Source organism: Telluria sp. RT2P19, from assembly GCF_059685725.1.
The window spans coordinates 318,481-345,095 of record NZ_JCASIL010000003.1; the positions used below are offsets into that span (position 1 = coordinate 318,481).

The window sequence follows — 26,615 nt, forward strand, 5'->3', positions numbered from 1 at the left end:
CTTGACGAAACTATACGGCGGAATGTGCGGAAAAACCTGTTCTCCCCAGTAGGACTGGACTGACATGACATGATGCTTGGAACCTACATGGGGGCGGATACTCGTCTTATGTGCGGCAACAGACGGTAGCCTTAAAGTACACCCATCGCGATGAGGTAAGAAAGACAAGCCTCACAGAATCGCACCCGACGTACGATAGACATAAGAGGACATAAGATGAACAACACTCAGTTTGGTGGTCTCACCCAAAAAGCAAAAAACCAGGTCCCTGCCACGAGTGAGGCAATGAAGTCCTCGTCGAAACCCGTCGTGAGCTACAGTGGCACCCAGCAGAACGAATTGCTGGCCGCCTTGCCACGCACCGACCTGGAAGACATGTTCGACCACCTTGAACTGGTCCCCATGCCATTCGGCAAAGAGTTGTTCGAGTATGGCAGCAAACTGGAATACGTGTATTTTCCAACGACCGCAATCGTGTCGCTGCTGTATGTGATGGAAGACGGCGCCACCACCGAGATCGCCGTGGTCGGCCACGAAGGCGCGGTCGGCGTGTCGCTGTTCATGGGCGAGCGTGCTACCTGCAGCGCCGTGGTCCAGAGCGCCGGCTACGGCTACCGCCTCAAGACCCAATACCTGCGTGACGCCTTCAACCGCGGCGGCGCCCTGCCACAGCTGCTGATGCGCTACACCAATGCGCTGTTCGCCCAGATGGCCCAGAACGCCGTCGGCGGCCGCCACAGCTCGATCGAACAGAAGCTGTGCCGCTGGCTGCTCGACCGCCTGGACCGCTCTGCCAGCAACGAACTGAAAGTGACGCAAGAGCTGATCTCGATCATGCTTGGCGTGCGTCGCGAAAGCATCACCGCCGCCGCAGGCAAGCTGCAGGACGAAGGCCTGATCCAGTACCGCCGCGGCAATATCACGGTGCTGGACCGCGCCGGCCTCGAAGAATACGCCGGTGAATGCTACAAGGTCGCCAAGTCGGAATACGACCGCCTGCTCATGGATGTGGCGCGTTGAGATGACGCTTCACCGCCCCGGCGCCGCTATCGAGCGCGCCGGGCTGGTCCAGGAGCACCGCCGCCCCGCAGGTACGCGCCAGCCCCGGCGCGGTCGTCACCATCTCTTCATTGCCCCCCGGGGCCGTCGCCGGAATCAAGGCGCGCACGCAAGTCCCGACCCCATTCACGCCCCGCTCCACCACCAGTGTCCCGCCCAAAAGCAAGGCACGCTCTCGCATCCCCAGCAAGCCATGCGATTTCGACCTGGCCATGGCGTCGTCCGGAATGCCAATGCCGTCGTCGGTGACTTCCAGGCCCCAGCCCTCGGGCTCGCGCGTCAGGTTGACGATCACCGTACGCGCCTTGGCGTACTTGGCAATATTGTTCAACGCTTCTTGCGTAATACGGAACAGCGCGATCGCCTGCATCGGGCCTGCGGCATCGGCCCCGGGATCGATCAGCGCATCGCAATCGAGGCCGGTCACCCGGGCATAGTCGGCGCAATAGCTTTGCAGCGCGGCCGACAAGCCCATATTGTCGAGCAGACTCGGACGCAGGTTTTCGATGATGCGGCGCTTCAATTGCACCGTATCGACCAGGGTACGGCGCGCTCTTGCCAGCTTGGACGCCAGTTCCGGATGGCTCGCACGCAGGTGTTCGCTCACGGTCGACAAATCCATGCCGATCGCCGTCAGGTTGGCGCCCATCTCATCGTGCAGTTCGCGCGCCAGGCGTGATTTTTCTTCTTCCGACACCCGGATCAGGTGGCGCGACAGGACCGACAGCTGGGCGGTGCGCTCGGCCACGATTTCTTCCAGCCCGTCGTTGGTGCATTGCAAGGCACGCTCGGCGAGCAGGCGCGAGCGGAACGCGCGCTTGATCAAGTTATAGAACAGCAGCAAGACGATGATGGCGGCGGCATTAATGCCCACGCCAAACAGCGCCGCATGGCGGTATTGCTGGTAGAAGGAGGCGGTGCGCGTGGTAAGCAATTCGTTCTGCTCGCGCGTCATGATCACGACTTGCAGGCGGATCTCGTCCATCTGCGCCCGATCGTCGGGCGAAGCGGCGATCGCCACGATATCGTTCAAGCCGCCCTGGCGATAAACCTCGAGCGACTGGTGCAGCAGACCCAGCTTTTTTTCCACCAGCATACGCAATTGTTGCAGGCTCTTGGTCTGTGAGGGGTTGTCGTCCAGCAAACGGCCCAGCGCGTGAAATTGTTTGTCGATCTGTTGCGGCGCACTGCGCAAGGGCCCGAGGTAGACCTCATCGCCCGACAGGAAATAGCCGCGCAGACTGCTCTCGGCATCGGTGACGAGCAGATTCAGGTATTGCAGCTCGTCCGATACTTGCGCGGTCTGCGCCTGCAGCGTATTCGCGGCGCGCAAATCATCGAGGTTGCGCACCAGGAAAACGGCGTTGGCGACCAGCAGTACCACGCACATCAGGCACAGCAGCGTCTTGTGAAGGGGGAGACTACGGATCGCATATTCGTCCGCAGCGGTAGAGAAAACCATCCAGGCTTCCTTTCGCGCATGGAATGTGGCCCTTCATTATAGGCGTAAGGACGCCGTGTTGCACCGCGAAATGCCTGGACGTAACTATTTGTTGCATTTGGGTTAGGCCACCCATATCGATCGCAGATATGACAACGCGCCCGGAGGGCGCGCTGGCAGAATAATCGGATCGAAAAACCGGCGGGATTAGTCAAGCAGGTTGTTCTTCATGGCGTAATAGGTCAGGTCGGAATTCGACTGCAGGCCCATTTTTTCCATGATGCGGGTACGGTAGGTGGACACGGTCTTGATCGATAGCGACAGGGCGTTGCCGATGTCGGACACGGTCGCGCCCTTCGCCAGGCGCAAGAAGACCTGGAACTCGCGGTCGGACAGCTCGGTGTGCAAGGCCGTGTTGGGATCGCGGTCGAAACTCTGGGCCAGCAGTTCGCCGACGGTCGACGACACGTAGCGGCGGCCCTGGAACACCGTGCGTACGGCGGTCTTGAGCTCGTCGGCCTCGCATTCCTTGTTCAGGTAACCGTTGGCGCCCATCTTGAACAGGTTGAGCGCGTACTGCTGCGCCGGGTAGCCAGACAGGATCAGCACCGGCAGGTTCGGCTGGCCCTGGCGGATGGTGCGCAGGATGTCGATGCCGCTTTGGTCGGGCATCGCGATATCGAGCAGCAGCACGTCGCAGATCTCGCGGCGAGCGATATCGAGCGCCTCGCGGCCGGTAGCGCCCTCGGCGACGACTTCGAAATCGCCCGACGACGAGAAAATCTGCTTGAATCCTGCTCTAACTATCTGGTGATCGTCACAAATGGCAACGCGTATCATTGTCTTCCCTTAAATTTTCCTTGCGCAGGAAAGTGCCGGGTCTGCTCTGCCCGGTTTACATGCGTTAGATTCAGCATATGCGCGAGTGACATTTTAACACTCCGGAGCCCGCGTTCAACAGAGTGCACGAATGCTTGAGTGTTCGTTATCGGCGCGATGCCGGCGCCTGAACCGGAGACGACCCGCCGAGGGGCAAAGTCGGCCCTGGAGCGCGGCACGGTACGTACACGACAGGCCTTGTTGGCGACGGACGTGGCGGCAGGGAGGGGGTCGCAGACCCTCGGCCCTAGGCCGGCCGCGACCCATTCTTGAGCAGGTCGAGAATGTCGAGCAGATCGGCGCGCAGCTTGTCGCCGTCGATCGCTGGCGGACTGACGGGCAGCTCGGGCGCGCCGTGCTCGAGCGCCGCACTGGCTGCGCGATGGTCGAGGCGGTTGCGTGCTCCGCTGATGGTGAAGCCCTGCTCGTACAGCAGCGCACGGATGCGCCGGATCAGCAGCACCTCGTGGTGCTGGTAATAGCGGCGGTTTCCACGACGTTTGACCGGCTTGAGCTGAGTAAATTCCTGCTCCCAGTAGCGCAGGACGTGAGGTTTGACCCCGCACAATTCGCTGACTTCGCCGATCGTGAAATACCGCTTGGCCGGAATTGGCGGCAGCACGTTCGTGTCGATCTTGTTCAGTCGGTCATTCATCGCTTATGGGGTGTCCTCAGGCTGCACGCGCCAGGGAACCCGTGGGCGAACTGCTCGACGGGGTCTCTTCGACCATCCCCTTGAGTTTCTGGCTGGCGTGGAAAGTCACGACGCGGCGCGCCGTGATGGGGATTTCTTCTCCCGTTTTCGGATTGCGGCCGGGCCGCTGCGGCTTGTCGCGCAACTGGAAATTGCCGAAGCCGGACAGCTTGACCGCCTCGCCGCGCTCGAGCGCATTGCGGATCTCGTCGAAAAAGGTCTCGACCATGTCCTTGGCTTCGCGCTTGTTCAACCCGACCTGCTCGAACAGCAGCTCGGCCAGCTCGGCCTTGGTCAAGGTCGGCAATGACTGTTCAGCTTCCTTGCGCGCCCGGGCCACGTGCATGGCGCGGTCCAGGTCGGCGGCCAGCGCCTCTTGGAAGACGGCGGAATCAACGTCGTTATTGTTAATTTTGAAGCCCTGCCTTCACGTCAAACGATGTGTCAAGCGACGGAAAAGCCGTGGCTTTCCCGTCAGGTCGTGGTGCTGCCCTGTCAAGCGCGCAAGCGCGCGTCCAGTTTTGTCGCCGCCGACTGGGCGACCGCTGCCATGATGGCATCGACCGCTTCGTCCTGCAGCGTCGATTGAGTATCTTGCAAGCTAAAGCGGAAAGCAAGACTTTTTTCATCCGTCTCCAAGCCCTTGCCGCGATATTCATCAAACAAAACAACGGCTTGCACGATCTTGCCTGCTGGATTTGTCGCGATTTCAGCATTGAATGCATCGATCACCAACTGGGCCGGCACATCCTGTTTCACCACCAGCGCCAGGTCGCGCGTGGCGCCCGGGAACTTCGAAATCTCGGTGTAGCGCGGGACGACGCGCTGGCGCAAGGCCTCGGCGTCGACTTCGAACAGCACCGGCGCCTGCGGCAAGTCGTATTTTTGCAGCCAGCGCGGGTGCAGTTCGCCGATCAGGCCGATCTGCATGCCGTCCAGCTCGACCGAGGCGCAGCGGCCCGGGTGCAGCGCCGGGTGTTCGGCCCTGGTGAAACGCAGCTGGCGCGGGGCGAACAGCGCTTCCAGGTCGGCCTTCATGTCGAAGAAATCGACGGCGCGGGTCGCTTGTCCCCACTGCTCGTCCGCCGCAGGGCCGTAGGCGATCGCCGCCACGCGCTTCGGCTGCGCGTAGCCGGCCACCGCCAGTGGACCATCCTGGACTTCGGCATTGCGGCTGAACACGGCGCCGACTTCGAAGGCGCGCACGCGGCCTGCCTTGCGGTTGATGTTGTAACGGACGTTGGCCACCAGGCTGCCGATCAGGCTCGAACGCATCACGCTCAGCTGGCTGGCGATCGGATTTTGCAGGCGGATCGGTGCGGCATTGCCGGCAAAATCCTGCTCCCAGGCGCTTTCCACGAAGCTCATATTGACCACTTCCTGGTAGCCCAGGTCGGCCAGCTGATGGCGGATCGCGAACAGCGAGCGGGTGTCTTCCGGCGCGATCAGCATCGCGCTCGGGGCCACCGGCGGATTGGCCGGGATGTTCTCGAAGCCATATACGCGCGCGACTTCCTCGATCAGGTCTTCCTCGATCTCGATATCGAAGCGGTAGCTCGGCGCGGTGACCAGGAACTTGCCTTCCTCGCGCACGAACCCGAGCTGCAGGCGCGTGAAGATGTCCGCGATGACAGCATCGGTCAGCGGCACGCCGATGACTTTCTGGGCGCGCGCCGTGCGCAGCATCACCGGCTGGCGCTGTGGCAGGTTGACGACCTGGTCGTCGACCGGGCCGACCTTCGTGTCGCCGGTGCCGCAGATCTCGACGATCAGCGCGGTGATGCGCTCGATGTGCTCGGGAATGGTCGCGTAGTCGACGCCGCGCTCGAAGCGGTGCGCCGCATCGGTCGAGAAATTGTAGCGGCGGGCGCGGCCCTGGATGGCGTTCGGCCACCAGAACGCCGCTTCCAGGTAGATATCGGTCGTGTCCAGGCTGACAGCGGTCGAATCGCCGCCCATGATGCCGGCCAGCGATTCAATTTCTTTCTCATCGGCGATGACGCCCACCCACTCGTCGATCTCGACCGTGTTGCCGTTCAAGAGCTTGAGCGACTCGCCTTTCTTGCCCCAGCGCACGTCAAGCGAGCCATGGATCTTGGCCAGGTCGAACACGTGCGACGGACGGCCGACTTCCAGCATCACATAGTTGGAGATGTCGACCAGGGCCGACACCGAGCGCTGGCCGCTGCGCTCCAGGCGGCGTTTCATCCACTCGGGCGTCGCGGCGCGCGCGTTCAGGCCGCGGATCACGCGGCCGGCAAAACGGCCGCACAGGTCGGGCGCCGACACCTTGGCCGGCAGGATCTCATCACTATTGACCGCGACTGCCCGGGTCGGCGCCAGGGACAGCGGCGAGCCGGTGAGCGCGGCCACTTCGCGCGCCACGCCCAGCACCGACAGGCAATCGGCCTTGTTCGGGGTCAGCTTGATCGTGAACTTCAGGTCGTTCAGGCCCAGGTAATCGCGGATGTTCTGGCCGACCGGCGCGTCTTCCGGCAGTTCCATCAGGCCGTTACTGTCTTCCGAGATGCCCAGCTCCTTGCTCGAACACATCATGCCCTGCGACTCGACGCCGCGCAGCTTGCCGACCTTGATCTCGAACGGCTTGCCGTCGGCGCCCGGCGGCAGCAGCGCGCCGGCCTTGGCGCAAATCGCCTTCATGCCGGCGCGCACATTCGGCGCGCCGCACACGATGTTCAACAGGGTGCCGGTGCCGGCATCGACCTGGCACACGTTCAGGCGGTCGGCGTTCGGGTGCTTCGCCACTTCGACGACGTGCGCCACCACTACGTTCGAGAACGGCGGCGCGACCGCCTCGACCTCTTCGACTTCGAGGCCGGACATGGTCAAGAGATGGGACAGCTCATCCGAACTCATCTTCGGATCGACGATGGAACGGAGCCAGTTTTCCGAGAATTGCATATTCTTTTTACCTCAGCTTCGCAAATTAATTGAACTGCTTCAGGAAACGCAGGTCGCCTTCATAGAACAGGCGCAGGTCGTTGATTCCATAACGCAGCATCGTCAAGCGCTCGAGGCCGGAGCCGAACGCGAAGCCGATGAACTTTTCCGGATCCAGTCCGAAGTTGCGCACGACGGTCGGGTGCACCTGGCCGGCGCCCGACACTTCGAGCCAACGGCCCTTGAGCGGACCGGAACCGAAGGCGATGTCGATCTCGGCCGACGGTTCGGTGAACGGGAAGTACGAAGGGCGGAACCGCACCTGCAGGTCGTCGGTCTCGAAGAAGGCCTTGACGAAGTTCAGGTACACGCCCTTGAGGTCGGCGAAGCTGATGTCTTCGCCGATCCACAGGCCTTCGACCTGGTGGAACATCGGCGAGTGGGTGGCGTCGCTGTCGACGCGGTAAGTGCGGCCCGGCGCGATCACCTTGATCGGCGGCGTGTGGGTGCGCGCATAACGCACCTGCATCGGGCTGGTGTGGGTGCGCAGCAGCAGCGGCTTGCCGGTGCTGTCGTTGCCCTCGATATAGAAGGTGTCCTGCATCGAACGCGCCGGGTGGTTCTCGGGGCTGTTCAATGCCGTGAAATTGGTCCAGTCGGTCTCGATCTCGGGACCGTCGGCCACGTCGAAGCCGATCGAACGGAAGATCTCTTCGACCCGTTCCCAGGTGCGCATCACCGGGTGGATGCCGCCCTTCGAGCGGCCACGCCCCGGCAGGGTGACGTCGATGCTCTCGGCGGACAGGCGCAGCATCAGCTGCGCCTCTGCCAGCGCTTCGCGGCGGGCGGTCAAGGCCTGTTCGATTTGTTCTTTGGCGGCATTGATCAGGGCGCCCTGCGCCTTGCGCTGTTCGGGGTCGAGTTTGCCGAGGCCCTTCATGAGGTCGGTCACCTGGCCGGTCTTGCCCAGGTACTTGGCTTTCGCATTTTCGAGCGCGGCGGCGTCCACGCTGGCCGCGAAGTCGGTCCGGGCCGCGACGACGAGTTGTTCCAAGTTCATGCTTGTTCTTTTCCTGTTTTTCGTTGGCGGGAGGCGCCAGAATCAAAAACGGGGCACAGGTGTGAACCTTGCCCCGCTTCTAGTGCGCCATGCTATGTCTAGCATGGCACCGACTTGCTAGCAGACTGAGATTAAGCAGCCAGCTTGGCCTTGACGGCGCTGACGATCGCGGCGAATGCCGGCTTGTCATGCACAGCCATGTCGGCCAGGACTTTACGGTCCAGTTCAATCGCGGACTTTTTCAGGCCGTTCATGAAGGCGCTGTAGGTCATGCCGTGCGAACGCGAAGCCGCGTTGATACGGGTGATCCACAGTGCGCGGAAGACGCGCTTCTTGTTGCGGCGATCGCGGTAGGCATACTGGCCAGCGCGCATGACTGCTTGCTTGGCAATACGGTATACCTTGCTGCGGCGACCACGGTAACCTTTTGCAAGGTCAAGAACTTTCTTGTGACGGGCACGTGCAGTAACCCCACGTTTTACTCGAGGCATATTCGCTCCTTAGTGTGAGATTAAACAGCAGATGGCATCATGCGGTAGACGCTGGTCACGTCCGACGCATTGATGTTACGGGTGCCGCGCAGCTGGCGCTTGTTCTTGGTGGTCTTTTTGGTCAGGATGTGACGCTTGAACGCCATGCCCGACTTGACGGTACCGCCCGGACGCACGCGAAAACGTTTCTTCGCGGAGCTCTTGGTTTTCATTTTTGGCATAGTCATCTGCCCTTGCGGACAGCCTCATATGGGACAGGATTGCAGGTGGCAGCAACGCTGCTCTTGGATGCCTACTTTCACTTGTCTTGCAGCAGAAGCGAGTCTGCTACAACCTGTTTCTAAAAACAGGAATCGCAGATTGTAGCACAGGTTTTGGGGGAACAGGATGGTCGCCGGCAACTCATCCGGCAATCCGCACATCGGCCGCGAAGCACGGACGAGTGAAAGCCGGGCCGCGGCAAGGGCTTTCACCCCCGCCACGGACCCGGCCGTGTATCTGCCTCGCGCGAAGAATTACTTCTTCTTTTTCGGTCCTACCACCATCACCATCTGGCGGCCTTCGAGCTTGGGGAACTGCTCGACCACGCCAACGGCTTCGAGGTCGCCGCGCAAGCGCTCGAGCATGCGCAGGCCGATGTCCTGGTGGGCCATCTCGCGACCGCGGAAGCGCAAGGTGATCTTGGTCTTGTCGCCCTCTTCCAGGAACTTGATGAGGTTGCGCAGCTTGATGCTGTAGTCGCCCTCATCGGTACCCGGACGGAACTTGACTTCCTTGACCTGAATGATCTTCTGCTTGAGCTTGGCTTCGTGGGCCTTCTTCTGCTCCGAATACTTGAACTTGCCGTAGTCCATCAGGCGGCAGACCGGAGGGACCGCATTTGGCGCGATCTCAACCAGGTCGACGTTCTTTTCTTCGGCCAGACGGAACGCTTCGGCCAGGGTCACGATGCCCAGCGGCTCGTTGTCCACACCGTTCAAGCGCATTTCCGGATGGGTGATCTCGCCATTAATGCGATTCTGCTTGTCAGTAGCTATGTCTTTTCCTTTGAATGTATTGGTATTGGCCGGGATTATTTCGTCTTGGCGGCGATTTCGCCAACCAGACGCTCCACGAGCGCATCGACGGACATTACGCCCAGATCGACATTACCGCGGGCACGCACGGCCACAGTGTTCGCGTCCTTTTCTTTATCCCCGACAACGAGGATGTACGGCAGTTTTTGGACGGAATGTTCACGTATTTTATAGGTGATCTTCTCGTTCCGCAAATCAGCGTGTACGCGCAGTCCCGCAGCGCGCAGCTTTGCCTCGACCTGCTTGACGTAATCGGCCTGTGCATCCGAAATATTCAGCACCGCAACTTGCACCGGCGCAAGCCACAACGGCAGTGCGCCGGCGTAGTTCTCGATCAGGATGCCGATGAAGCGCTCCATCGAACCCACGATCGCACGGTGCAGCATGACCGGCACCTTGCGGGTATTGTCTTCCGCGACATACTCCGAACCGAGGCGGCCCGGCATCGAGAAGTCGACCTGCACGGTGCCCACCTGCCATGGGCGACCCAGGCTGTCTTTCAGGTGGTATTCGATCTTCGGCCCATAGAAGGCGCCCTCGCCCGGCAGCTCGGTCCACTCCACGCCGCAGGCGCGCAGCGCCGACCGGAGCGACTCTTCGGCCTGGTCCCAGACTTCGTCGGAACCGATGCGGCTATCCGGACGCAGCGCCAGCTTGACGTCGATATTGGTAAAGCCGAAGTCGTCGTAGACGCCCATCGCCTGGGCGTGGAACTGCGTTACTTCGCGCTCGACCTGCTCTTCGGTACAGAAGATGTGGCCATCATCCTGGGTGAATCCGCGCACGCGCATCAGGCCATGCAGCGCGCCCGATGGCTCATTGCGGTGGCACTGACCGAATTCGCCGAAGCGCAGCGGCAGGTCGCGGTACGAACGCATGCCCGAGTTATAGATCTGCACATGGCCCGGGCAGTTCATGGGCTTGAGCGCATACGAGCGGTTTTCGGACTCGGTCGTGAACATATTGTCACGGTAGTTTTCCCAGTGGCCGGTCTTTTCCCACAGCGTGCGATCCAGGATCTGCGGCGCCTTGACTTCGCTGTAGCCGGCGACCTGGTACTTGTGGCGCATGTATTGCTCCACCTGCTGCCAGACGGTCCAGCCCTTCGGGTGCCAGAACACCAGGCCCGGCGCCTCTTCCTGGAAGTGGAACAGGTCCAGCGCCTTGCCGAGCTTGCGGTGGTCACGCTTCTCGGCCTCTTCCAGCATGTGCAGGTACTGCTCCTGGTCTTCCTTCTTGGCCCAGGCGGTGCCGTAGACGCGCTGCAGCATCTCGTTCTTGGAGTCGCCACGCCAGTAGGCGCCGGCCAGCTTCATGAGCTTGAAGACTTTCAGCTTGCCGCTCGACGGCACGTGCGGGCCACGGCACAGGTCGGTGAAGCTGCCTTCGCTGTACAGGGAGACGTCTTCATTGGCCGGGATCGACGCGATGATCTCCGCCTTGTAGTGTTCGCCGATCGACTTGAAATAGTCGACGGCTTCGTCGCGCGGCAGGACCTTGCGGGTGACCGGCTCGTCCTTCTTGGCCAGCTCGACCATTTTCTTTTCGATGGCGGCCAGGTCATCCGGCGTGAACGGGCGCTTGTACGAGAAGTCATAGTAAAAACCGTTCTCGATGACCGGGCCAATGGTGACCTGGGCTTCCGGGAACAATTCCTTGACCGCATGAGCCAGCAAGTGGGCGGTCGAGTGACGGATCACGTCCAGGCCTTCCGGGTCGCGGTCAGTCACGATCGCCAGGTCGGCGTCGGCATCGATCAGGTGCGAGGTATCGACCACCTTGCCGTTGACCTTGCCGGCCAGGGCTGCCTTCGCCAGGCTCGGGGCGATACTCTGTGCTACCTGGGCCACCGTCACGGGGCCGTCGAATTGACGGCTGGAGCCATCGGGAAGTCGAACGTTCAGCATGCTGTTCTCCAATCGTGGCGCACGGCGCCGGTGAAAATAATCAAAAAGACAATAAAAAATCTGAAGACGAAAAAAAACGCGGCACTAGCCGCGTTTCTCTGTTGTGTCGAACAAAAGCACACCCCATCGCGTCTAGCGACTCCCCCACAACCAGGTTGTAGTTCGCGGTGTCATAACCGTCGGTGCCTTTCTCGCTCTTACATGATCAAGACTCCAGCACCTACTACGCGTGCCGGAGCCTCTTGTTCTGGTGGGCGGTGCAGAATTCGAATCTGCGACCCCTTGGATGTCGACCAAGTATTCTAACCAGCTGAACTAACCGCCCGATGCCGCCATTATAGGGACCGCGTGACGGAACCGCAACCCTCGCACGGAAATAGTTGCCGTAGGGCCCGCCCCTGCTCTCTCGTGCCGGATGCTTTACACTTCGACATTGCACCTATCCTTACCGCGAACACGATGAATTACAAGCCGCTCGACCCTTCCCACCTGCACGCGCACCTGGATGGCGACGCGCGCCATACGCATTCCATCGAGGCGCGCAGCCAGAAGGCGCTGGCGGTTGCCCTCGGCCTCACCCTGCTGTTCGCCGCGGTCGAGGTCATTACCGGTTTTCTGTCCAACTCGCTGGCCCTGATCTCGGACGCCGGCCATATGGTGACCGACGCCGCCGCCCTCGGCCTGGCCCTGCTGGCGCAACTGATCGCCAAGCGTCCGCCGTCGGCCCGCCATTCCTTCGGTTTCGTGCGCGCCGAAGCGCTGGCCGCCTTCGTGAACTGCCTGGCGATGCTGGGCCTCGTCGCCTGGATCGGCTGGGAAGCGATCCAGCGCCTGCTCCATCCGGAGCCGGTGAAAGGGGGCATCGTGCTGGTGGTCGCGGCCCTGGGCGCCTCGATCAACCTGCTGGTGGCGTGGATTCTTTCGCGCAACAACGACAGTATCAATACCCGCGCCGCCCTGGTCAACGTCATGGGTGACCTGCTGGGCTCTCTGGCGGCGATCGCTTCCGGCGCCATCATCTACGTCACCGGCTGGGTCCAGGCCGACCCGATCCTGTCGATCTTCGTCGCCCTCCTGATCCTGCGCTCGACCAGCGGCATCCTGCGCGAGTCGTACCACTTCCTGATGGAAGGCGTACCGCATGCGATCGACTACGTGCAGGTCGGCGCCGACATGGCGGCGGTCGACGGCGTCCTCGGCGTCCACGATATGCACGTGTGGGACATGTCCCCGGGCCACCCAGCCCTGATCGGCCACATCGAGATCCGCAGCCTGGAAGAATGGCCGCCCGTGCTGGAAGCGGTGCGCGCCATGCTGCGCGAGCGCCACGGGATCGACCACGTCACCCTGCAGCCGGAGGCGGCCGGCGGCAAGTCGCTATAGGCTGCCTCGTGTAAGCCCATGCCCACCCGGCGTTCAGGCGCGCGCCGACAGCCCGGCCGTTCGGTGCGCGCGATAATCAGGCGCATGGAACTCACATCGAACGTTTTCGACACGCTGATCGTCGGTGGCGGCCCCGGCGGCCTGACCGCCGCCATCTACCTGCACCGCTTCACGCGCAACGTCGCGCTGGTCGACAAGGGCAATAGCCGCCTGGGCTGGATTCCCGTGTCCCATAACTACCCGGGCTTTCCGGATGGAATCAACGGCAAGCTGTTGCTGGACCAGTTGCGCTGCCAGCTCGGCAATTACGGCGGGCATGTCATTCCCGGCGAAGTCGTCGACCTGCGCATCGAGGATGGCTTGTTCGTGGCCGGCTGCTGCAGTCCCGAAGGCGACCTGACGGTGCTGCGGGCGCACACAGTGTTGCTCGCCACCGGCGTGGCCGATGCCGGCATGCCGGTCGAGCGCTGGGAAGAAGCGGTGGCCGCCGGCGCGGTGCGCCTGTGCCCGGTGTGCGATGGCTTTGATGTGATCGACAAGCGGATCGCCGTGGCGACGTCCGAGGTCAATCCAGTCGGCCACGCGCTATTCATGCGCAGCTTCAGCACCGACGTGCTGCTGTTCGAACGGGCCGACGAATCGGCGGTCAACGACGAGGAAAAGCGCAAGCTCGAGGCGGCGAACGTGCGGCACATCACGTCGCCGCTGCTGGGCGTCACCCTGACCGACGACTTGCGGCCAGTGCTGCATACGCAAGACGGCGAAGATTACGAGTGCGACGTGTTCTATCCGATGCTGGGCGAATCGGCCCGCTCGAAGCTGGCTGCGGCGCTCGGCGCCGAGACGGTCGAGTGCGACAAGCTGGTGGTCGACGACCACTGCCGCACCTCGGTGCCGGGACTGTTCGCCATCGGCGACGTCACGCGCGGGTTGAACCAGATCGCCGTGGCGACCGGCCAGGCCGCCATCGCCGCGACCACCATTCATAACACCCTGCCGTGGGCGCTACGCTGCAAGACCGACGTATAACTGCTCAGGCCGACGGCTTGCGCGCCGCCCAGGCCGCGCTGAGTACGCCCGCAATGACACCGATGATGGCGATGCGCCACCAACTGAATTCGCGCGACCCACCTGAGACAAGGTCGTAGACGACCGACCCGATGCCGACACCGAGTCCCACCAGCACTGCTTTAGCGACGATATTTTTCATATTTGCCTTAATGGCGCACGTAGGCCAGTCCATGGCCGGTTCGGGGTGATGCTCAAGCTGTCGTTCAAGCCCCCATGCCTTCATTGTCCCGATGCAAGCGCCATCCGGCGCCGGATCTGCTCGGCCGCCGCCGTGTCGCCGGCCGCCCTGGCGCGCTGCTCCTGCACCCCGAGCCAGGCCAGCAAGGGCCGGCGCCAGCCCTGGTTCGACGCCGTGTCGACCGCGAGCACGATCCCCGGCGGCGTCATGCGCCCGGCCTTGAACAACGCCCCGGCCGCGACCATGCGCGAGAGCGGGTCGTCGATCTTGTCGAGCGCGCCGCCCGCGACGACGGCGCGGTGCTGCTCGGGCAGCAGCGCCGCCTCCAGCCCGTCCCACTGCCCCGCCAGGTAAGCGGCGTAGGCGCGCTGGCCTGGAGTCGCGTCGGCGGCCAGTGCCGCATAGCCCGGACAATCCTCGAACACCAGGCTGGCCGCCTGCGCCGCGCAGCGCACCAGCTCCACCTGGGCGACGTGGTCGAGCCGCCCGGTGGCCGCCGTCGCGGCGCGCGCCTCACGGAATTCAGAGGCGGACGCCGCCGTGTGGCCCTTCAGGTAATCGTCGACCGAGGCGTCGAGCGCGCCCTTGGCGTTCGCTTGCCAGTCCGGCGGCAGCGGTTTGCTGGCGCAGCCCGCCAGCACCGCGGCAATCATCAACGAAACGATTTTCATGGAAGCTTGATCTCCTGGCTGCTGCGCGCGAACGGCCATTTACGGTTGATTTCCTCGACCAGGCGGTTCACCTTGCGCAGGCTGGCGTCGACCTCGCCGCGCAGGGCTCCCAGGTCTTCGGTGGCTTCGCGGGTGTTGGCGCCGACCGCCTGGGCCTCGACCAGCACCGCGTCGACTTTCTTGAGCGTGGTGCTGGCGTCCTGCAGCACCACGTCCAGCTGGCGGATCGCGGCCTGCGTGTCGTCCATCACGCCGGCCTTGCCGAACACGCGCTGGTCGGCCTTGGCCAGGATGGCGTTGACCCGGTCCAGCGCCTCCATCAGCTTGCGCGCCTCTTCGTCGCCGCCCAGGGCGCCGCCCAGGACACCGTAGCGGCCCGACATGCGGCCGGTCACCGCCGACAGGTTGGCCAGGCTGGCGTTGACGTCCGAGCCCGAGGCGGTCATGGTTTCCAGGTTTTCGAGCAGCGCACGCGCGGTGGCGACGATGCGCGGGATCTCGGCGGTAGCGTCGCCGCGCAGCACGGTGCGCGTGGAATTCGGCGGCAGCGGCGCGTCGGTCAGCACGCCCGTGTACGCGCGCAGCCGGGTCTCGCCCACGATGCTCGACTCCAGCGTGAACACGCTCGACGCGCGCAGCCATTTGGCGTCCTTGCTCTGGACGTCGACCGTGATCTGGACCTTGCCGTCGTCGCCCAGGTCGACCTGGCGCACGCGCCCGATCGGAAAGCCCGCGAAGGTCATGTCCATGCCCGGGATGACGCCCGACGAATCGTCAGCCACCAGGGTCAGGCGCTGGGTGGGTTCGAACACGCCGCGCGCGTACATCACGTACAGTACGAAGGACGCGATCAGGAGGCCCAGCAGCACCAGCAGGATCACTGCCTTGGCTTCGACGTTCTTCGGTTCGTCGGGGATGGAGGGGTCGGGAGTCAGGTCCGGCATGAAGTTCTCGTTCCAGGATTCAGATGTATTTCAAGGCCAGCGAACCGGCCTCGATCACGATCAGCACGAACAGCAGGCGCAGCGCGCCCGGCTGGACGGAGGTGTTGAGCCGCCGCGGATAGCGCTGCAGCTCGAGGACGGCGGCGGTCGGGATCAGGGCGACGGCCAGCCCGAACAGCACCGTCTTGAGCACGAAGCCGGCCGTCACCACCGGCGCGAACACGCGGCCCACGGTGCGGGTGTAGTCGGGAATGCCCCAGGGCGACAGGCCGTACACGTTCAGGTAGGCCAGCAGCAGCACGATGATCGACGTGACCATCGCCAGTGAGAGGACCGCCACCGCATTGGCGATCAGCTGCGGCACCAGGTCGCGCCGTACCCGGCGCAGCGCTTCGTCGCTGGCGGCGCGGATCGACAGGCCCGTACGCGCCAGGCCGAGGGCCGAGGCGTCGAAGGCCATGCTGGCGCGCAGGGCCACGAACATGGCAGCCGACAGGGGAATCAGTTCGAGCACCAGCACCCGCACCACCATCTCGAGCGCGAAGCCGGACAGGCCGTAGCTCTTGGCGGTGACCAGCACGATGCGGATGATGACCAAGCTGACCAGCGCCGAAGCGAGGGTGAACCAGGGCAGCACCTGCCAGGTGCTGGCGTGGATGTGGCGCGCGGTGGCGTAAAAGCTCGCGCGGCGCCAGGTGGAGGGCGACAGCGCCGTGACCACGGCGATCGCGCCCAGGTGGATCATGTACCACCAGCTGCGCAGGTAGCGCGCCAGGTAGACGGGCCACCGGTTCGGTTGGGCGATGGGAGGGATCGTTCGCGGCATGGGCTGAATGATACTTCGTTGGCAAGCGCGTGCGCGGCCTCGTGACAAATGATTACGTTCGCACGATGCCGCGCCGGACGATTATGCGTCTACTGCCTCCTCGCCTCCATCACCCCCGACACCTCCATGATTGCCGACAGCGCCTTCTGCGCCTGCGCCGTCGATCCGATCTCCGCGGTGAACACCATGCGCGCCTGGCCCTTGGCGCTTTGCGTGTTCACCCCGATCACATTGATCTTCTCGCGCGAGAACACCTCGGAGATGTCGCGCAACAGCCCCTGGCGGTCTTGCGCCAGGATGAACAGGTCGACCGGGTACACCGTCTCGAAACCGGCCGTGCCCCATTCGACATGGATCACGCGCTCGGGCGACTTGGCCTGCATCTCGGCGAAGTTCTTGCAGCTGAGGCGGTGAATCGAGACGCCCTTGCCGCGCGTGACGAATCCGACGATCGGATCGGGCGGCGCCGGTTTGCAGCACTTGGCCAGCATCGTCATCAGGCCTTCGGTGCCCACTACCAGCACGCCCGACTTGGCGCCCTGCTCCACGCTCGAGGCGCGGCTCTTGTTGACCACCGCCGCGTCCTCGACGGGCGCCGGCTCGGCGTTCTCGTGCAGCGCCGCTTCCACGTGGCGCAGGCTGAACTTGTCCTTGCCGACCTCGATGAACAGCTCGTCGACCTTGGCGAAACCGAGTTTTTGCGCCAGAAGCTCGAGGTTGACAGCCGTCTTGCCTTCGCGCTGGAGCGATTTCTCGACCGCGGCGCGGCCCTGGGCCAGGGTCTCTGCCTGGTCCAGCGCATGGAACCAGGCGCGGATCTTGGAGCGGGTGCGGCTGCTGGCCGCGTAGCCGGGACTGAGCCAGTCGCGCGACGGCCCCTGGCCGACGCTGCCGCCCTTGGCGGTGATGATCTCGCAGGTCTGGCCGTTCTTGAGCGGGGTATTCAGCGGCACCATCGTGCCGTCGATCTTGGCGCCCCGGCAGCGGTGGCCGACGTCGCTGTGCAAATGGTAGGCGAAGTCGATCGGCGTCGCGCCGACCGGCAGCTCCAGCACCCGCGCCTGCGGGGTCAGCACGAAGATGCGGTCGTCCAGGCTGGTGGCCTTGAGCTTCTCGACCCATTCCTTCTGCAGGTCTTCCTGGCCGGTCACCGCATCGGCCACGTCGGTCTTCCAGGCCAGCAGCTGGCGCAGCCAGGCGATCTTCTCGTCATACTGCTGGCTCTTGAAGTTGGATCCGCCCTCTTCCTTGTAGCGCCAGTGCGCGGCGATGCCGTATTCGGCGAAGTTGTGCATCTCTTGCGTGCGGATCTGCACTTCGAGCGGCCGTCCGTCGTCAGCCGTCACCACCGTGTGCAGCGAGCGGTAGCCGTTCGGCTTGGGGCGCGAGATATAGTCGTCGAACTCCTTCGGCACCGGGGTCCAGATATTGTGGATCACACCCAGCACCGTGTAGCAGGTCTTGATGTCGGCCACGATCACGCGGAAGGCGCGCACGTCGTACAGCTCGGTAAAATCGAGCTCCTTGCCGCGCATCTTGCTCCAGATGCTGTAGATGTGCTTGGGCCGGCCCGATACCTCGGCCTTGATGCCGGCCGCGGCCAATTCGCTTTGCAGGCGCCCGATCGACGACGCCACGAAGCTCTCGCGCGACATGCGCTTTTCTTCGAGCATCTTGGCGATGCGCTTGTAGGTGTCCGGTTCGATGAAGCGAAAGGCCAGATCTTCCAGCTCCCATTTCAGCTGCCAGATACCGAGGCGGTTGGCCAGCGGCGCGTAGAAGTCGAGCACCTCGCGGCCATAGGCGTGGGTGACCTCGTCGAAGCGCTTGCGCTCGGCGAAGTAGCGCAAGGTGGCGGCGCAAGAGGCCAGGCGCATCAGCACCACGCGCATGTCGGTGGCCATCGCCAGCAGCATCTTGCGCAAGGTCTCGTTCTGCGCGGCGGCCTGCTGGGCCGCGTTCTTGCCGCTGCCCACCGGCGCCTGGCCGGCGGTCAGGTCGCGCAGCCGGATCAGCTGGTGCACGCCCTGCACCAGCGCCGCCACCTCGGGGCCGAAGCGCTCTTCGATGCGGGCGAAGGTGGATGGCTCCATCAGGGCCAGCTCGAACAAGAGGCCCGCGATGCGGGTCTCGGCGTCGGTGTTGAGGTAGGCCAGGGTGCCGGCGGCGCCCAGCGAGAACTCGAACGCGCGCTGGCCCGAGGCCGCGAGCCGCTCGCCGTAGCCCTCGGCCGCGTAGTCGAGCGCCGCGTGCACGCGCGCGCAGTCCTCCTGGCTCAGGCCCTGGACCAGACCGATGTTGACGTCGCCCAGCAGGGCGGTCGATACCATGGCTTAACGAAGGGCGGCGACGACGCAGACCTCTACCAGGCAGGCAGGGTTGGCGAGCTTCGCCTCCACGGTCGCGCGCGGCGGGGTGTGGCCCTGGGCCACCCATTCGTCCCACACCGAGTTCATGCCCGGGAAGTTATCCATGCTGGAGATGAAGATCTGGCAGGAGAGGATGCAGGTCTTGTCGCTACCGGCTTCGCCCAGCAGGCGGTCGACGTGGCCCAGCACTTCGCGCATCTGCTCCTCGATGCCCTGGCTGGTGTCTTCGGCGATCTGGCCGGCGAGATAAACGGTTTCGTTGTGGATGGCCACTTCGGACAGGCGTTTGCCTACGTGCAGTCGTTTGATTTCCATGATCTCTTTCTTCTAGGTGTAAAGCGGAACCCTCGGGTTCAGCCGATTAAAAACTCGCGCGCGATCGCGATCTGGTGGTCGTGCACGAAGGTCGGCGCATGGCCCACCCCAGGGATCTCGACCAGGCGCGGGCGCGGTCCGCGCTGTGTCATCTGCTGCGCGGTTTCGCGCGACAGCAGGTCGGAATACTCGCCGCGCACCAGCAAGGTCGGGCAGCGGATCGCATCCCAGGCCGCCCACAGCGCGGCCTCGTCTAGCGCGGCGCGTTGCGGCGTGATCGCACGGAACGCTTGCGCCAGGTTCAGGTCGTAGTGCCGTTCCCACTGGCCGTCGTCGCCCTGGCGCAGCACGTCGGCGGCCAGCTTGCGCCATTCGTCGTCGGAATGCGGCCCGAAGGATGCCGACACCGCTTTCACGAAGTCGGCGCCGGCGGCGAAGCTCGCGAAGCGCACGTCCTGGCCGATGTAATCGCCGATGCGCTGCAACGCAGCGCCATCGAGCACCGGGCCAATATCGTTGAGCACCAGTTTGCGCACCGGGCTGCTCTCGAGCGAGGCCAGGGCCATGCCGATCAGGCCGCCCATCGAGGTGCCGAACCAGGCGACGTCCTCGTTGTCGGCCCGCGCCGTGACGCGTGCGACCAGGGTCACCATGTCGGCCACGTACTGGGGCACGGTGTAATAGGCCGGATCACGCAGCCGCCCGGAGCGACCGCGGCCCACGATGTCGGGGCAAACCACGCGGTATTCGTGGCACAGGGCGCGCGCCAGGTGGTCGAAATCGTCGCCCACCCGGGTGACGCCGTGCACGCAGAGCAGCACCTTCGGATTGTCCGCGTCGCCCCATTCCTTGTAGGCGACGCGGTGCAGCCCGGCTGGCGAGCTGCACTGGACGCTATTTAATCTGGGTTCAGACATCGTGACTCCGTCGTGGGAAGATGGTCGGCGGCCACCGGCCGCCACCATAAGAATCGCATTGAGATTAGAATTCTACCAATTCTGAGGAAGTTCCCCCGATCACGTTCATATAGAGGACACCATGAAATCCAGCTTCGATCAACGCCAACTCGACGGCAAAACGGCTCTTGTCACCGGTTCGACCTCGGGCATCGGCCTCGGGATCGCCCGTTCGCTGGCCGAACAGGGCGCCAATATCGTGTTCAACGGTTTCGGCGACGCCCAGCAGATCGAGAAGCTGTACACCGACATCGGGGCCGAATTCGGGGTACAGACGGCCTACCACAACGCCGACATGTCCAAGCCGGAAGAGATTGAGGCCATGATGCAGTACGCCCTCGACAAATTCGGCGGCGTCGACGTCCTGGTCAACAATGCCGGCATCCAGCATGTCGCCGCGATCGAGGATTTCCCCACCGAAAAATGGGACGCCATCATCGCGATCAACCTCAGTTCGGCCTTCCACACGACGCGCCTGGCCCTGCCCGGCATGAAGCAAAAGAATTGGGGCCGCATCATCAACCTGGCCTCGGTCCACGGCCTGGTCGGATCGAGCCAGAAGTCGGCCTATGTCGCCGCCAAGCACGGCCTGGTCGGCTTCACCAAGGTGACCGCGCTCGAGACCGCGCAGACCGGCGTCACCGCCAATGCGATCTGCCCGGGCTTCGTCCTGACCCCGCTGGTGCAAAAGCAGGTGGACGATCGCGCCGCCCGCGAAGGGCTGGACAACGACGCCGCGCGCAAGGCGCTGCTGTCCGAGAAGCAGCCGTCGGGCGAATTCGTCACGCCCGAGGAACTGGGCGCGCTGGCCGTGTTCTTCTGCAGTCCGGCCGCCGACCAGGTGCGCGGCGTGGCATGGAATATGGATGGGGGCTGGGCTGCGCAGTAAGCACGAAACGGCCGCCGGCGGCGTGGCCAGCGTGCAGGGTGTTGACGCGCTCAGCCGCCTGCTGTCGCTGTTCACGCTGCGCACCTCGCTCGACATCCGCTGCGCGCTGGCCGCGCCGTGGGTCCTCGAGCAGCCGCCGGCCACGGCCGGCGTGGCGCCGTATCACCTGATCGTGGAAGGCGAAGCCGCGCTCGACCCGCCCACGGGCGAGCGCATCGTCCTGCGCGCCGGCGACATCGTCGTCTTCCCGCAGGGCGGCGCGCATCGTCTGCACGCCGGGCCGCCGGATCAGGCCCGGCCCCTGATGGACGTGCCTGGCCTTGAGCCGCTGCGCTGGGTGACCAATCAGGGCGACGGCGCGCCGACCGGCATCCTGTGCGGCCGGTTCGTGTTCGACGACGGCGCGCGCCGGGTATTGCAGCCGGCGCTGCCTGCCATGATCGTGGTCCACGCCGCGTCCCGTCCCGACTTCGCCGGCCTGCTGGCGCTGGTGATGATGCTGCGCGCCGAAGCCGGCAGCACCCGCCCTGGCGCCGCCGCCGTCGTGGCGCAGCTGTCCGGCGCGCTGTTTACCCTGCTGCTGCGCGCCTGGCTCGACGACAGCCCGACCACGCCGGGCCTGCTGGCGGTGCTGGCCGACCGGCGCCTGGGCGGCGCGCTGCGCCTGATGCTGGCGCAGCCGGAGCGCGCCTGGCTGGTCGAAGAACTGGCGGCAGCCTGCTTCATGTCGCGCGCCACCTTCGCGCGCCTGTTCCGGCAATTGGCGGGGACGCCGCCGCTCGCTGCGCTGGTCCAGCTGCGCATGGCACAGGCGGCGCAGTGGCTGGCGCGCGACACGCGGTCGGTCGCGGCGATCGGCGAGGCCGTTGGCTACCAGTCCGAAGCCGCGTTCAACCGCGTGTTCAAGCGCAGCTACGGCGTCGGCCCCGGCGCCTGGCGCCGCGCCGCGATGGCGGCGGCGAGCCCGATGTAGCGTCGATGACTGTCCATGCCGCGTCATCGCGGTGTCGTTCCAACTTCCGCCGCATTGAGCCAAGATTCGACTCTGCCATTGGTCGCATGGCGATTTGCCATCATGTCGCTCCCTCTCCCTTGCACCGGCGAGGTGCGTGGATTTTCACTACGCTCTGACGCAGTGCAGCATGCGGATTTCCACAATAGCCCCTGATGCACCTTTGCGCCAACATGGAACAACCACCAACCTCGTTGAAGAGTTGTCATGAAGAAGCCATTTTATAAAGTACTGTATGTCCAGGTGCTGATCGCCATTGTCCTTGGCGTGTTGCTGGGGGTGTTCTACCCCGAACTGGGCACCGCGATGAAGCCTTTGGGAGACGGCTTCATCAAGCTGATCAAGATGATCATCGCCCCCGTGATCTTCTGTACCGTCGTCGCCGGCATCGCCGGGATGCAGGACATGAAGAAGATCGGCCGCGTCGGCGGCAAGGCGCTGATCTACTTCGAAGTCGTGTCGACCTTCGCCCTGGCCATCGGCCTGATCGTCGCCAACGTCGCCAAGCCGGGCGCCGGGTTCAACGTCGACCCGGCCCACCTCGATTCGAGCTCGATCGCGCAGTACACCACCAATGCGCACGCCCAGACGACGACCGAATTCATCATGCACATCATCCCGACGACGTTCGTGGATGCATTTGCAACCGGTAACATCCTGCAAGTGCTGCTGGTCGCCATCCTGTTCGGCTTCGCGCTGTCGATGATGGGCGAGCGTGGCCGTCCGGTCACCAAGTTCATCGACGACATCTCGCACGTCATCTTCGGCATCGTCAACATCATCATGAAGGTCGCTCCGCTCGGCGCGTTCGGCGCGATGGCCTTCACCATCGGCAAGTACGGCATTGCCTCGCTGCTGCCGCTGGCCAAGCTGATGGGTTCGTTCTACCTGACCTGCGCGCTGTTCATCTTCGTGGTGCTGGGCGTGATCGCCAAGTTCACCGGCTTCTCGATCTTCAAGTTCATCAAGTACATCAAGGAAGAACTGCTGATCGTGCTGGGCACCTCGTCGTCCGAAAGCGCTCTGCCGAACCTGATGCGCAAGCTCGAAAAGCTCGGCTGCTCCAAGCCGGTCGTCGGCCTGGTCGTCCCGACCGGCTACTCGTTCAACCTCGACGGCACCAATATCTACATGACGATGGCGGCCCTGTTCGTGGCGCAAGCGACCAACACCGACCTGACCCTGACCCAGGAACTGACCATTCTGCTCGTGGCGATGCTGACCTCGAAAGGCGCGTCGGGCATCACCGGCGCCGGCTTCATTACCCTGGCCGCGACCCTGGCCGTGGTGCCGACCATCCCGGTGGCCGGCATGGCGCTGATCCTCGGTATCGACCGCTTCATGAGCGAAGCGCGCGCCCTGACCAACTTCGTCGGCAATGGCGTGGCGACGGTCGTAGTGTCGAAGTGGGAAAAGGAGCTGGATTCGGCGCGCATGGACGACGTCCTGAACGGCCGCGTGCATGTCGAAGACCAGAACAGCATGAAGGCGGTGCGCGAAGCGGCGTAACTCGCCGGCCTGCCCCCATGAAACCGTGCCCTCGTGGCGCGGTTTTTTTACGCCTGCCGCCGGTCTGCCATATTGCGACAATCCCGATCGACGACCGGACCGCAGGTCTTCCACGATGCACATCGCCGTCCCCCCGACAACGAGGCCGCCCGCCTCGCCGCGCTCTACGAACTGCTGATCCTCGACACGCCGCCCGAGGAACGTTTCGACAAGATCGCGCAATTGGCCGCCGGCGAATTCGACATGCCGATCGTGCTGATCCCCCTGATCGACACCGAGCGCCAATGGTTCAAGGCGCGCGTGGGCATGCGGGTGTGCGAGACCGGCCGCGACATCGCGTTCTGCTCGCACGCCATCCTGTGCGACGCCATCATGGTCGTCGAAGACGCGCTGGACGATCCGCGCTTCGCCGACGATCCACTGGTGACGGGGCCGCCGCACATCCGCTTCTATGCCGGCACGCCGCTGGCGCTGCCATCCGGCGTGCGCCTGGGTACGCTGTGCATGATCGACCGCCTGCCGCGCACCCTCGACGCGATCGAACTGGCCATCCCGGGCACCTTGCGCGACCTGGCCATCATGGCACTGACGAGCGACGAAAAGCGCCGATGGCTGAGTCCACGCACATCCTGCTGGTCGAACCGGAACCATTGCTGCGCCGGACGGTCGCGATGACAGCGCGCAGCCTCGGCATGCGCCAGGTACACGAGGCGGCGAGCATCGAGGCCGCGCGGCGCATGCTGGGCGCCCGCATTTTCCAGGGGGCCGTCATCGCCGTCGATTGCCTCGGCAGCGGCCGCGCACGCCGCCACGACCTGAGCCTGGTCGACGAACTGCGCGCCAGCGGCCCTGCCAACCAGACCATTCCGGTCGCAATCATGGCCGAGCAGGCCACGACCGAACTGCTGCATGAACTGCGCGACCGCAAGATCAGCCGCGTCATCCTCAAGCCTTTTTGCGCCAGGGCACTGCTGGAGACGATCGAGCAGTTCGGCGCCGCCGCCGCGCCACGTCCCGCTTTGCGCCAGCGCCCGGCCTGAGCGCCGCAAGCCACTTTATGCATCCGGCATCGAACAACGCACGAATTTTTGTAGACATCATTATCTAGACAGGATAATCTAGGTCCATCCCGAATAGACGAGGTCATGCAATGCCGCGCACACCCGACGCCCCCAAGCCCACGCCCGCCGAACTCGACCTGCTGCAGGTGCTCTGGCCGCTTGGCGCAGCCACCGCCAAGCAGGTGCACGAGGCGATGCTCGCGCAACGTCCAGACGTTACTTATGCGACGGTGCTGCGCCTGATGCAGGTCATGCACGGCAAGGGTCTGCTCAGCCGCGACGAAAGCGAACGTTCCCATGTGTATGCGCCGGTCCACGCGCGCGACGCCCTGCAGACCAACTTGCTGCAAGACCTGATGCAGCGCGCCTTCTCGGGCTCGGCCAAGGCACTGGTGCTGGCCGCCCTCAAGAGCGGCATCTCGAAGAAGGAGCGCGACGAGATCGAGCAACTGCTGAAAGACGAGGACCAGCGATGAACGCCGCCGAGATCGTCAACAGCATCGGCTGGACGCTGGTGCATTTCAGCTGGCAGGGTGCGCTGGTCGGCTGCCAGACCGCGCTGGCCCTCGTCCTCCTGCGCAAGGCGCGTCCAGAAACGCGCTATCTCGTCGCCTGCATCGGGCTGCTGGTGTGCCTGGCATGGCCCGCGACCGAACTATTCATTCGCCTGACCGGCGACGCCGGGGCCGAAGCCGGCTTTGCGATCATCATCGATGGCAGCACGGCGGGCGTCGCCCCGGACGGCGGTTGGCACGGCCTGTTCCAGCGCAACCTGGCGTGGATCGTCGGCGCCTGGGCCATGTGCGCCCTGTTGCTGGCGCTGCGCATGGTGGCCGGCCTGCTGTGGGTGCGACGCGCGGGCACGCAAGAAAGACACGATCCGGCCTGGCAGGCGCGCGTCGACCGGCTCGCGGCGCAATTCGGCCTCGCGCGGCCAGTGCGCCTGCGCATCGCAGGCAGCTTGTCCAGCCCGGTCACGGCCGGCTGGTGGCGCCCGGTGGTGCTGGTGCCGGCTTCACTGCTGACGAGCATGCCGGCGCACCTGCTGGAGGCGCTGCTGGCGCACGAGCTGGCCCACATCCAGCGCCGCGACTACCTGGTCAACCTGCTCCAGAACGTCATCGAATCACTGTTGTTCTACCACCCGGCGGTCTGGTGGATCTCGCGGCGCATCCGCGTCGAACGGGAACGGATCGCCGACGCCATCGCGGCCAGGCAGCTGGGCGAACCGCGCCGCCTGGCCCTGGCCCTGTCGGAACTGGAAAAACGCCAGTTCTCCAACCACCACCTGGCCCAGGCGGCCAACGAAGGAGATCTCATGTCACGCATCAAGCACCTGGTTCGTCCCGATACCGAAGCGCTCAACTGGAAGGCCGCGATTCCGGTCCTTGGGTTCGCACTGGCCGGCCTGGCCGGCTGCGCCCAGACACCCGCTTCACCCTCGGTCACGCTCGCGGCCGACAACATTGTCAACATCCCGACGGCGAAATTCGATTCCTGCGAGCGGCCCAAGTATCCGGCCGAAGCGCTGGCGCGCCATATCGAGGGCACGGTGACGCTCGGCTTCCTGGTCAGCGCCGAAGGGGCCGTACTCGACACCGCGTTGCGCAAGACGAGCGGCGACACCTCGCTGGACGAGGCGGCCCGCACGGCGCTGGCCAAGTGCACGTTCAACCCCGGCACCGTCAATGGCAAGCCGACCGAGCAGTGGGCCGAGGTGCAATACGTCTGGGTCTCGAAGTGAGTCCTGTGGCCCGAGTTGTACGCGACCTGCGCGAACGCCTTCGACAGTCTGGGCGAAGCGTGCGAACGCAGCGACGACACGGCGCGGGCGATCGTTAACAATCGGCGCGCCCTCGAATGCAATCCGGACAATGACAATGCCCGCAAGCGGCTGCGGCGCCCGTCGGAGAGGACGCACGC

27 protein-coding genes and 1 tRNA gene are annotated in these 26,615 nt (G+C 64.3%); 10 read left to right on the forward strand and 18 right to left on the reverse strand.

Annotated features, from left to right (window positions below; translation table 11 throughout):
* The first annotated feature begins 285 nt into the window (after positions 1-285).
* On the forward strand, positions 286-1,020 hold the full coding sequence (locus AC56KW_RS05680) for a Crp/Fnr family transcriptional regulator (RefSeq protein ID WP_497169758.1): 735 nt from the start codon (positions 286-288) through the stop codon (positions 1,018-1,020).
* Here the strand turns inward: AC56KW_RS05680 and AC56KW_RS05685 are convergent.
* The 11 genes from AC56KW_RS05685 to AC56KW_RS05735 form a co-directional block, all read right to left on the reverse strand.
* The gene (locus AC56KW_RS05685; protein ID WP_497169759.1) at positions 1,001-2,521 is read right to left on the reverse strand and encodes a CHASE3 domain-containing protein; all 1,521 of its coding nucleotides are present in this window, start codon (positions 2,519-2,521) and stop codon (positions 1,001-1,003) included. The two genes, AC56KW_RS05680 and AC56KW_RS05685, sit on opposite strands and share 20 nt — an antisense overlap.
* 186 nt (positions 2,522-2,707) lie before the next feature.
* Positions 2,708-3,340, reverse strand: coding sequence for a response regulator (locus tag AC56KW_RS05690; protein WP_091873377.1), 633 nt, complete (start codon positions 3,338-3,340; stop codon positions 2,708-2,710).
* Positions 3,341-3,626: 286 nt separating this feature from the next.
* Positions 3,627-4,034 carry a MerR family transcriptional regulator gene (locus tag AC56KW_RS05695; RefSeq protein WP_497169760.1) on the reverse strand — a complete coding sequence of 136 codons (408 nt, stop codon included), beginning with the start codon at positions 4,032-4,034 and terminating at the stop codon, positions 3,627-3,629.
* A 16-nt stretch (positions 4,035-4,050) separates the two neighbouring features.
* On the reverse strand, positions 4,051-4,419 hold the full coding sequence (locus AC56KW_RS05700) for an integration host factor subunit alpha (RefSeq protein WP_497169761.1): 369 nt from the start codon (positions 4,417-4,419) through the stop codon (positions 4,051-4,053).
* 149 nt (positions 4,420-4,568) lie between these two features.
* Entirely contained in the window at positions 4,569-6,995 is a 2,427-nt protein-coding gene (gene pheT, locus AC56KW_RS05705) for a phenylalanine--tRNA ligase subunit beta (RefSeq protein WP_497169762.1), read from the reverse strand.
* Between the two features lie 25 nt (positions 6,996-7,020).
* On the reverse strand, positions 7,021-8,034 hold the full coding sequence (gene pheS / locus AC56KW_RS05710; protein WP_497169763.1) for a phenylalanine--tRNA ligase subunit alpha: 1,014 nt from the start codon (positions 8,032-8,034) through the stop codon (positions 7,021-7,023).
* Positions 8,035-8,165: 131 nt separating this feature from the next.
* The gene (gene rplT, locus AC56KW_RS05715) at positions 8,166-8,525 is read right to left on the reverse strand and encodes a 50S ribosomal protein L20 (protein WP_123070124.1); all 360 of its coding nucleotides are present in this window, start codon (positions 8,523-8,525) and stop codon (positions 8,166-8,168) included.
* A 20-nt stretch (positions 8,526-8,545) separates the two neighbouring features.
* On the reverse strand, positions 8,546-8,746 hold the full coding sequence (rpmI, locus tag AC56KW_RS05720; protein ID WP_005667419.1) for a 50S ribosomal protein L35: 201 nt from the start codon (positions 8,744-8,746) through the stop codon (positions 8,546-8,548).
* Positions 8,747-9,040: 294 nt separating this feature from the next.
* Positions 9,041-9,598, reverse strand: coding sequence for a translation initiation factor IF-3 (gene infC, locus AC56KW_RS05725; protein WP_497169873.1), 558 nt, complete (start codon positions 9,596-9,598; stop codon positions 9,041-9,043).
* A complete protein-coding gene (thrS, locus tag AC56KW_RS05730) occupies positions 9,598-11,508 on the reverse strand; it encodes a threonine--tRNA ligase (protein WP_497169764.1) in 1,911 nt (636 codons plus the stop codon). The genes infC and thrS overlap by 1 nt, the downstream gene beginning before the upstream one ends.
* A 248-nt stretch (positions 11,509-11,756) precedes the next feature.
* Positions 11,757-11,833: transfer RNA gene (locus AC56KW_RS05735), tRNA-Val, on the reverse strand.
* 134 nt (positions 11,834-11,967) lie between these two features.
* Here AC56KW_RS05735 and AC56KW_RS05740 point away from each other — a divergent pair.
* Together AC56KW_RS05740 and AC56KW_RS05745 are read left to right on the forward strand one after the other, a co-directional pair.
* Positions 11,968-12,891 carry a cation diffusion facilitator family transporter gene (locus AC56KW_RS05740; RefSeq protein ID WP_497169765.1) on the forward strand — a complete coding sequence of 308 codons (924 nt, stop codon included), beginning with the start codon at positions 11,968-11,970 and terminating at the stop codon, positions 12,889-12,891.
* A gap of 84 nt (positions 12,892-12,975) precedes the next feature.
* Positions 12,976-13,920 carry an NAD(P)/FAD-dependent oxidoreductase gene (locus AC56KW_RS05745; RefSeq protein ID WP_497169766.1) on the forward strand — a complete coding sequence of 315 codons (945 nt, stop codon included), beginning with the start codon at positions 12,976-12,978 and terminating at the stop codon, positions 13,918-13,920.
* A 4-nt stretch (positions 13,921-13,924) separates the two neighbouring features.
* On the opposite strand, the gene AC56KW_RS05750 is transcribed toward AC56KW_RS05745, so the two are convergent.
* The 7 genes from AC56KW_RS05750 to AC56KW_RS05780 all read right to left on the reverse strand — a co-directional run bounded on the left by AC56KW_RS05750 (position 13,925) and on the right by AC56KW_RS05780 (position 20,182).
* Complete coding sequence (locus AC56KW_RS05750; RefSeq protein WP_497169767.1) at positions 13,925-14,101, reverse strand: hypothetical protein; 177 nt, start codon at positions 14,099-14,101, stop codon at positions 13,925-13,927.
* A gap of 80 nt (positions 14,102-14,181) precedes the next feature.
* Positions 14,182-14,811, reverse strand: coding sequence for a hypothetical protein (locus AC56KW_RS05755; protein ID WP_497169768.1), 630 nt, complete (start codon positions 14,809-14,811; stop codon positions 14,182-14,184).
* Positions 14,808-15,755 (reverse strand): MlaD family protein, encoded by a 948-nt coding sequence (locus AC56KW_RS05760; RefSeq protein WP_497169769.1) that lies wholly within the window; start codon positions 15,753-15,755, stop codon positions 14,808-14,810. Before AC56KW_RS05760 ends, AC56KW_RS05755 begins: the two co-directional genes overlap by 4 nt.
* Before the next feature lie 19 nt (positions 15,756-15,774).
* On the reverse strand, positions 15,775-16,581 hold the full coding sequence (locus AC56KW_RS05765) for an MlaE family ABC transporter permease (protein ID WP_497169770.1): 807 nt from the start codon (positions 16,579-16,581) through the stop codon (positions 15,775-15,777).
* Between the two features lie 89 nt (positions 16,582-16,670).
* Entirely contained in the window at positions 16,671-18,911 is a 2,241-nt protein-coding gene (locus AC56KW_RS05770; protein ID WP_497169771.1) for a RelA/SpoT family protein, read from the reverse strand.
* A gap of 3 nt (positions 18,912-18,914) precedes the next feature.
* The gene (locus tag AC56KW_RS05775) at positions 18,915-19,265 is read right to left on the reverse strand and encodes a RidA family protein (RefSeq protein ID WP_497169772.1); all 351 of its coding nucleotides are present in this window, start codon (positions 19,263-19,265) and stop codon (positions 18,915-18,917) included.
* Positions 19,266-19,303: 38 nt separating this feature from the next.
* On the reverse strand, positions 19,304-20,182 hold the full coding sequence (locus tag AC56KW_RS05780; protein ID WP_497169773.1) for an alpha/beta fold hydrolase: 879 nt from the start codon (positions 20,180-20,182) through the stop codon (positions 19,304-19,306).
* Between the two features lie 121 nt (positions 20,183-20,303).
* Between AC56KW_RS05780 and AC56KW_RS05785 the strand changes: the two genes are divergently transcribed.
* The 7 genes from AC56KW_RS05785 (at position 20,304) to AC56KW_RS05815 (ending at position 26,436) form a co-directional block, all read left to right on the forward strand.
* Positions 20,304-21,110: a 3-hydroxybutyrate dehydrogenase gene (locus tag AC56KW_RS05785; RefSeq protein WP_497169774.1), complete on the forward strand. Its 807-nt coding sequence runs from the start codon at positions 20,304-20,306 to the stop codon at positions 21,108-21,110.
* Positions 21,088-22,083: an AraC family transcriptional regulator gene (locus tag AC56KW_RS05790; protein WP_497169775.1), complete on the forward strand. Its 996-nt coding sequence runs from the start codon at positions 21,088-21,090 to the stop codon at positions 22,081-22,083. Before AC56KW_RS05785 ends, AC56KW_RS05790 begins: the two co-directional genes overlap by 23 nt.
* A 246-nt stretch (positions 22,084-22,329) precedes the next feature.
* On the forward strand, positions 22,330-23,631 hold the full coding sequence (locus AC56KW_RS05795; protein WP_497169776.1) for a dicarboxylate/amino acid:cation symporter: 1,302 nt from the start codon (positions 22,330-22,332) through the stop codon (positions 23,629-23,631).
* A 72-nt stretch (positions 23,632-23,703) separates the two neighbouring features.
* Entirely contained in the window at positions 23,704-24,306 is a 603-nt protein-coding gene (locus AC56KW_RS05800; RefSeq protein WP_497169777.1) for a GAF domain-containing protein, read from the forward strand.
* Positions 24,303-24,671, forward strand: coding sequence for a response regulator (locus AC56KW_RS05805; RefSeq protein WP_497169778.1), 369 nt, complete (start codon positions 24,303-24,305; stop codon positions 24,669-24,671). The genes AC56KW_RS05800 and AC56KW_RS05805 overlap by 4 nt, the downstream gene beginning before the upstream one ends.
* Positions 24,672-24,781: 110 nt before the next feature.
* Positions 24,782-25,168, forward strand: a complete 387-nt coding sequence (locus tag AC56KW_RS05810) for a BlaI/MecI/CopY family transcriptional regulator (RefSeq protein WP_497169779.1) — start codon at positions 24,782-24,784, stop codon at positions 25,166-25,168.
* Positions 25,165-26,436 (forward strand): TonB family protein, encoded by a 1,272-nt coding sequence (locus AC56KW_RS05815; RefSeq protein WP_497169780.1) that lies wholly within the window; start codon positions 25,165-25,167, stop codon positions 26,434-26,436. Before AC56KW_RS05810 ends, AC56KW_RS05815 begins: the two co-directional genes overlap by 4 nt.
* Positions 26,437-26,615 lie beyond the last annotated feature (179 nt).

What these genes read in the sequence shown, in the direction of transcription:
- AC56KW_RS05805 (WP_497169778.1), top strand. Translation starts at nt 24,303, where the DNA reads ATGACAGCGCGCAGCCTCGGCATGCGCCAGGTACACGAGGCGGCGAGC.
- AC56KW_RS05770 (WP_497169771.1), bottom strand. Translation starts at nt 18,911, where the DNA reads ATGGTATCGACCGCCCTGCTGGGCGACGTCAACATCGGTCTGGTCCAG.
- AC56KW_RS05745 (WP_497169766.1), top strand. Translation starts at nt 12,976, where the DNA reads ATGGAACTCACATCGAACGTTTTCGACACGCTGATCGTCGGTGGCGGC.
- AC56KW_RS05815 (WP_497169780.1), top strand. Translation starts at nt 25,165, where the DNA reads ATGAACGCCGCCGAGATCGTCAACAGCATCGGCTGGACGCTGGTGCAT.
- AC56KW_RS05790 (WP_497169775.1), top strand. Translation starts at nt 21,088, where the DNA reads ATGGGGGCTGGGCTGCGCAGTAAGCACGAAACGGCCGCCGGCGGCGTG.
- AC56KW_RS05785 (WP_497169774.1), top strand. Translation starts at nt 20,304, where the DNA reads ATGAAATCCAGCTTCGATCAACGCCAACTCGACGGCAAAACGGCTCTT.
- AC56KW_RS05690 (WP_091873377.1), bottom strand. Translation starts at nt 3,340, where the DNA reads ATGATACGCGTTGCCATTTGTGACGATCACCAGATAGTTAGAGCAGGA.
- AC56KW_RS05760 (WP_497169769.1), bottom strand. Translation starts at nt 15,755, where the DNA reads ATGCCGGACCTGACTCCCGACCCCTCCATCCCCGACGAACCGAAGAAC.
- AC56KW_RS05680 (WP_497169758.1), top strand. Translation starts at nt 286, where the DNA reads ATGAAGTCCTCGTCGAAACCCGTCGTGAGCTACAGTGGCACCCAGCAG.
- pheT (WP_497169762.1), bottom strand. Translation starts at nt 6,995, where the DNA reads ATGCAATTCTCGGAAAACTGGCTCCGTTCCATCGTCGATCCGAAGATG.
- AC56KW_RS05685 (WP_497169759.1), bottom strand. Translation starts at nt 2,521, where the DNA reads ATGGTTTTCTCTACCGCTGCGGACGAATATGCGATCCGTAGTCTCCCC.
- AC56KW_RS05695 (WP_497169760.1), bottom strand. Translation starts at nt 4,034, where the DNA reads ATGAATGACCGACTGAACAAGATCGACACGAACGTGCTGCCGCCAATT.
- AC56KW_RS05750 (WP_497169767.1), bottom strand. Translation starts at nt 14,101, where the DNA reads ATGAAAAATATCGTCGCTAAAGCAGTGCTGGTGGGACTCGGTGTCGGC.
- AC56KW_RS05700 (WP_497169761.1), bottom strand. Translation starts at nt 4,419, where the DNA reads ATGCACGTGGCCCGGGCGCGCAAGGAAGCTGAACAGTCATTGCCGACC.
- AC56KW_RS05795 (WP_497169776.1), top strand. Translation starts at nt 22,330, where the DNA reads ATGAAGAAGCCATTTTATAAAGTACTGTATGTCCAGGTGCTGATCGCC.
- AC56KW_RS05755 (WP_497169768.1), bottom strand. Translation starts at nt 14,811, where the DNA reads ATGAAAATCGTTTCGTTGATGATTGCCGCGGTGCTGGCGGGCTGCGCC.
- rplT (WP_123070124.1), bottom strand. Translation starts at nt 8,525, where the DNA reads ATGCCTCGAGTAAAACGTGGGGTTACTGCACGTGCCCGTCACAAGAAA.
- thrS (WP_497169764.1), bottom strand. Translation starts at nt 11,508, where the DNA reads ATGCTGAACGTTCGACTTCCCGATGGCTCCAGCCGTCAATTCGACGGC.
- AC56KW_RS05810 (WP_497169779.1), top strand. Translation starts at nt 24,782, where the DNA reads ATGCCGCGCACACCCGACGCCCCCAAGCCCACGCCCGCCGAACTCGAC.
- AC56KW_RS05780 (WP_497169773.1), bottom strand. Translation starts at nt 20,182, where the DNA reads ATGTCTGAACCCAGATTAAATAGCGTCCAGTGCAGCTCGCCAGCCGGG.
- AC56KW_RS05775 (WP_497169772.1), bottom strand. Translation starts at nt 19,265, where the DNA reads ATGGAAATCAAACGACTGCACGTAGGCAAACGCCTGTCCGAAGTGGCC.
- rpmI (WP_005667419.1), bottom strand. Translation starts at nt 8,746, where the DNA reads ATGCCAAAAATGAAAACCAAGAGCTCCGCGAAGAAACGTTTTCGCGTG.
- AC56KW_RS05740 (WP_497169765.1), top strand. Translation starts at nt 11,968, where the DNA reads ATGAATTACAAGCCGCTCGACCCTTCCCACCTGCACGCGCACCTGGAT.
- pheS (WP_497169763.1), bottom strand. Translation starts at nt 8,034, where the DNA reads ATGAACTTGGAACAACTCGTCGTCGCGGCCCGGACCGACTTCGCGGCC.
- AC56KW_RS05765 (WP_497169770.1), bottom strand. Translation starts at nt 16,581, where the DNA reads ATGCCGCGAACGATCCCTCCCATCGCCCAACCGAACCGGTGGCCCGTC.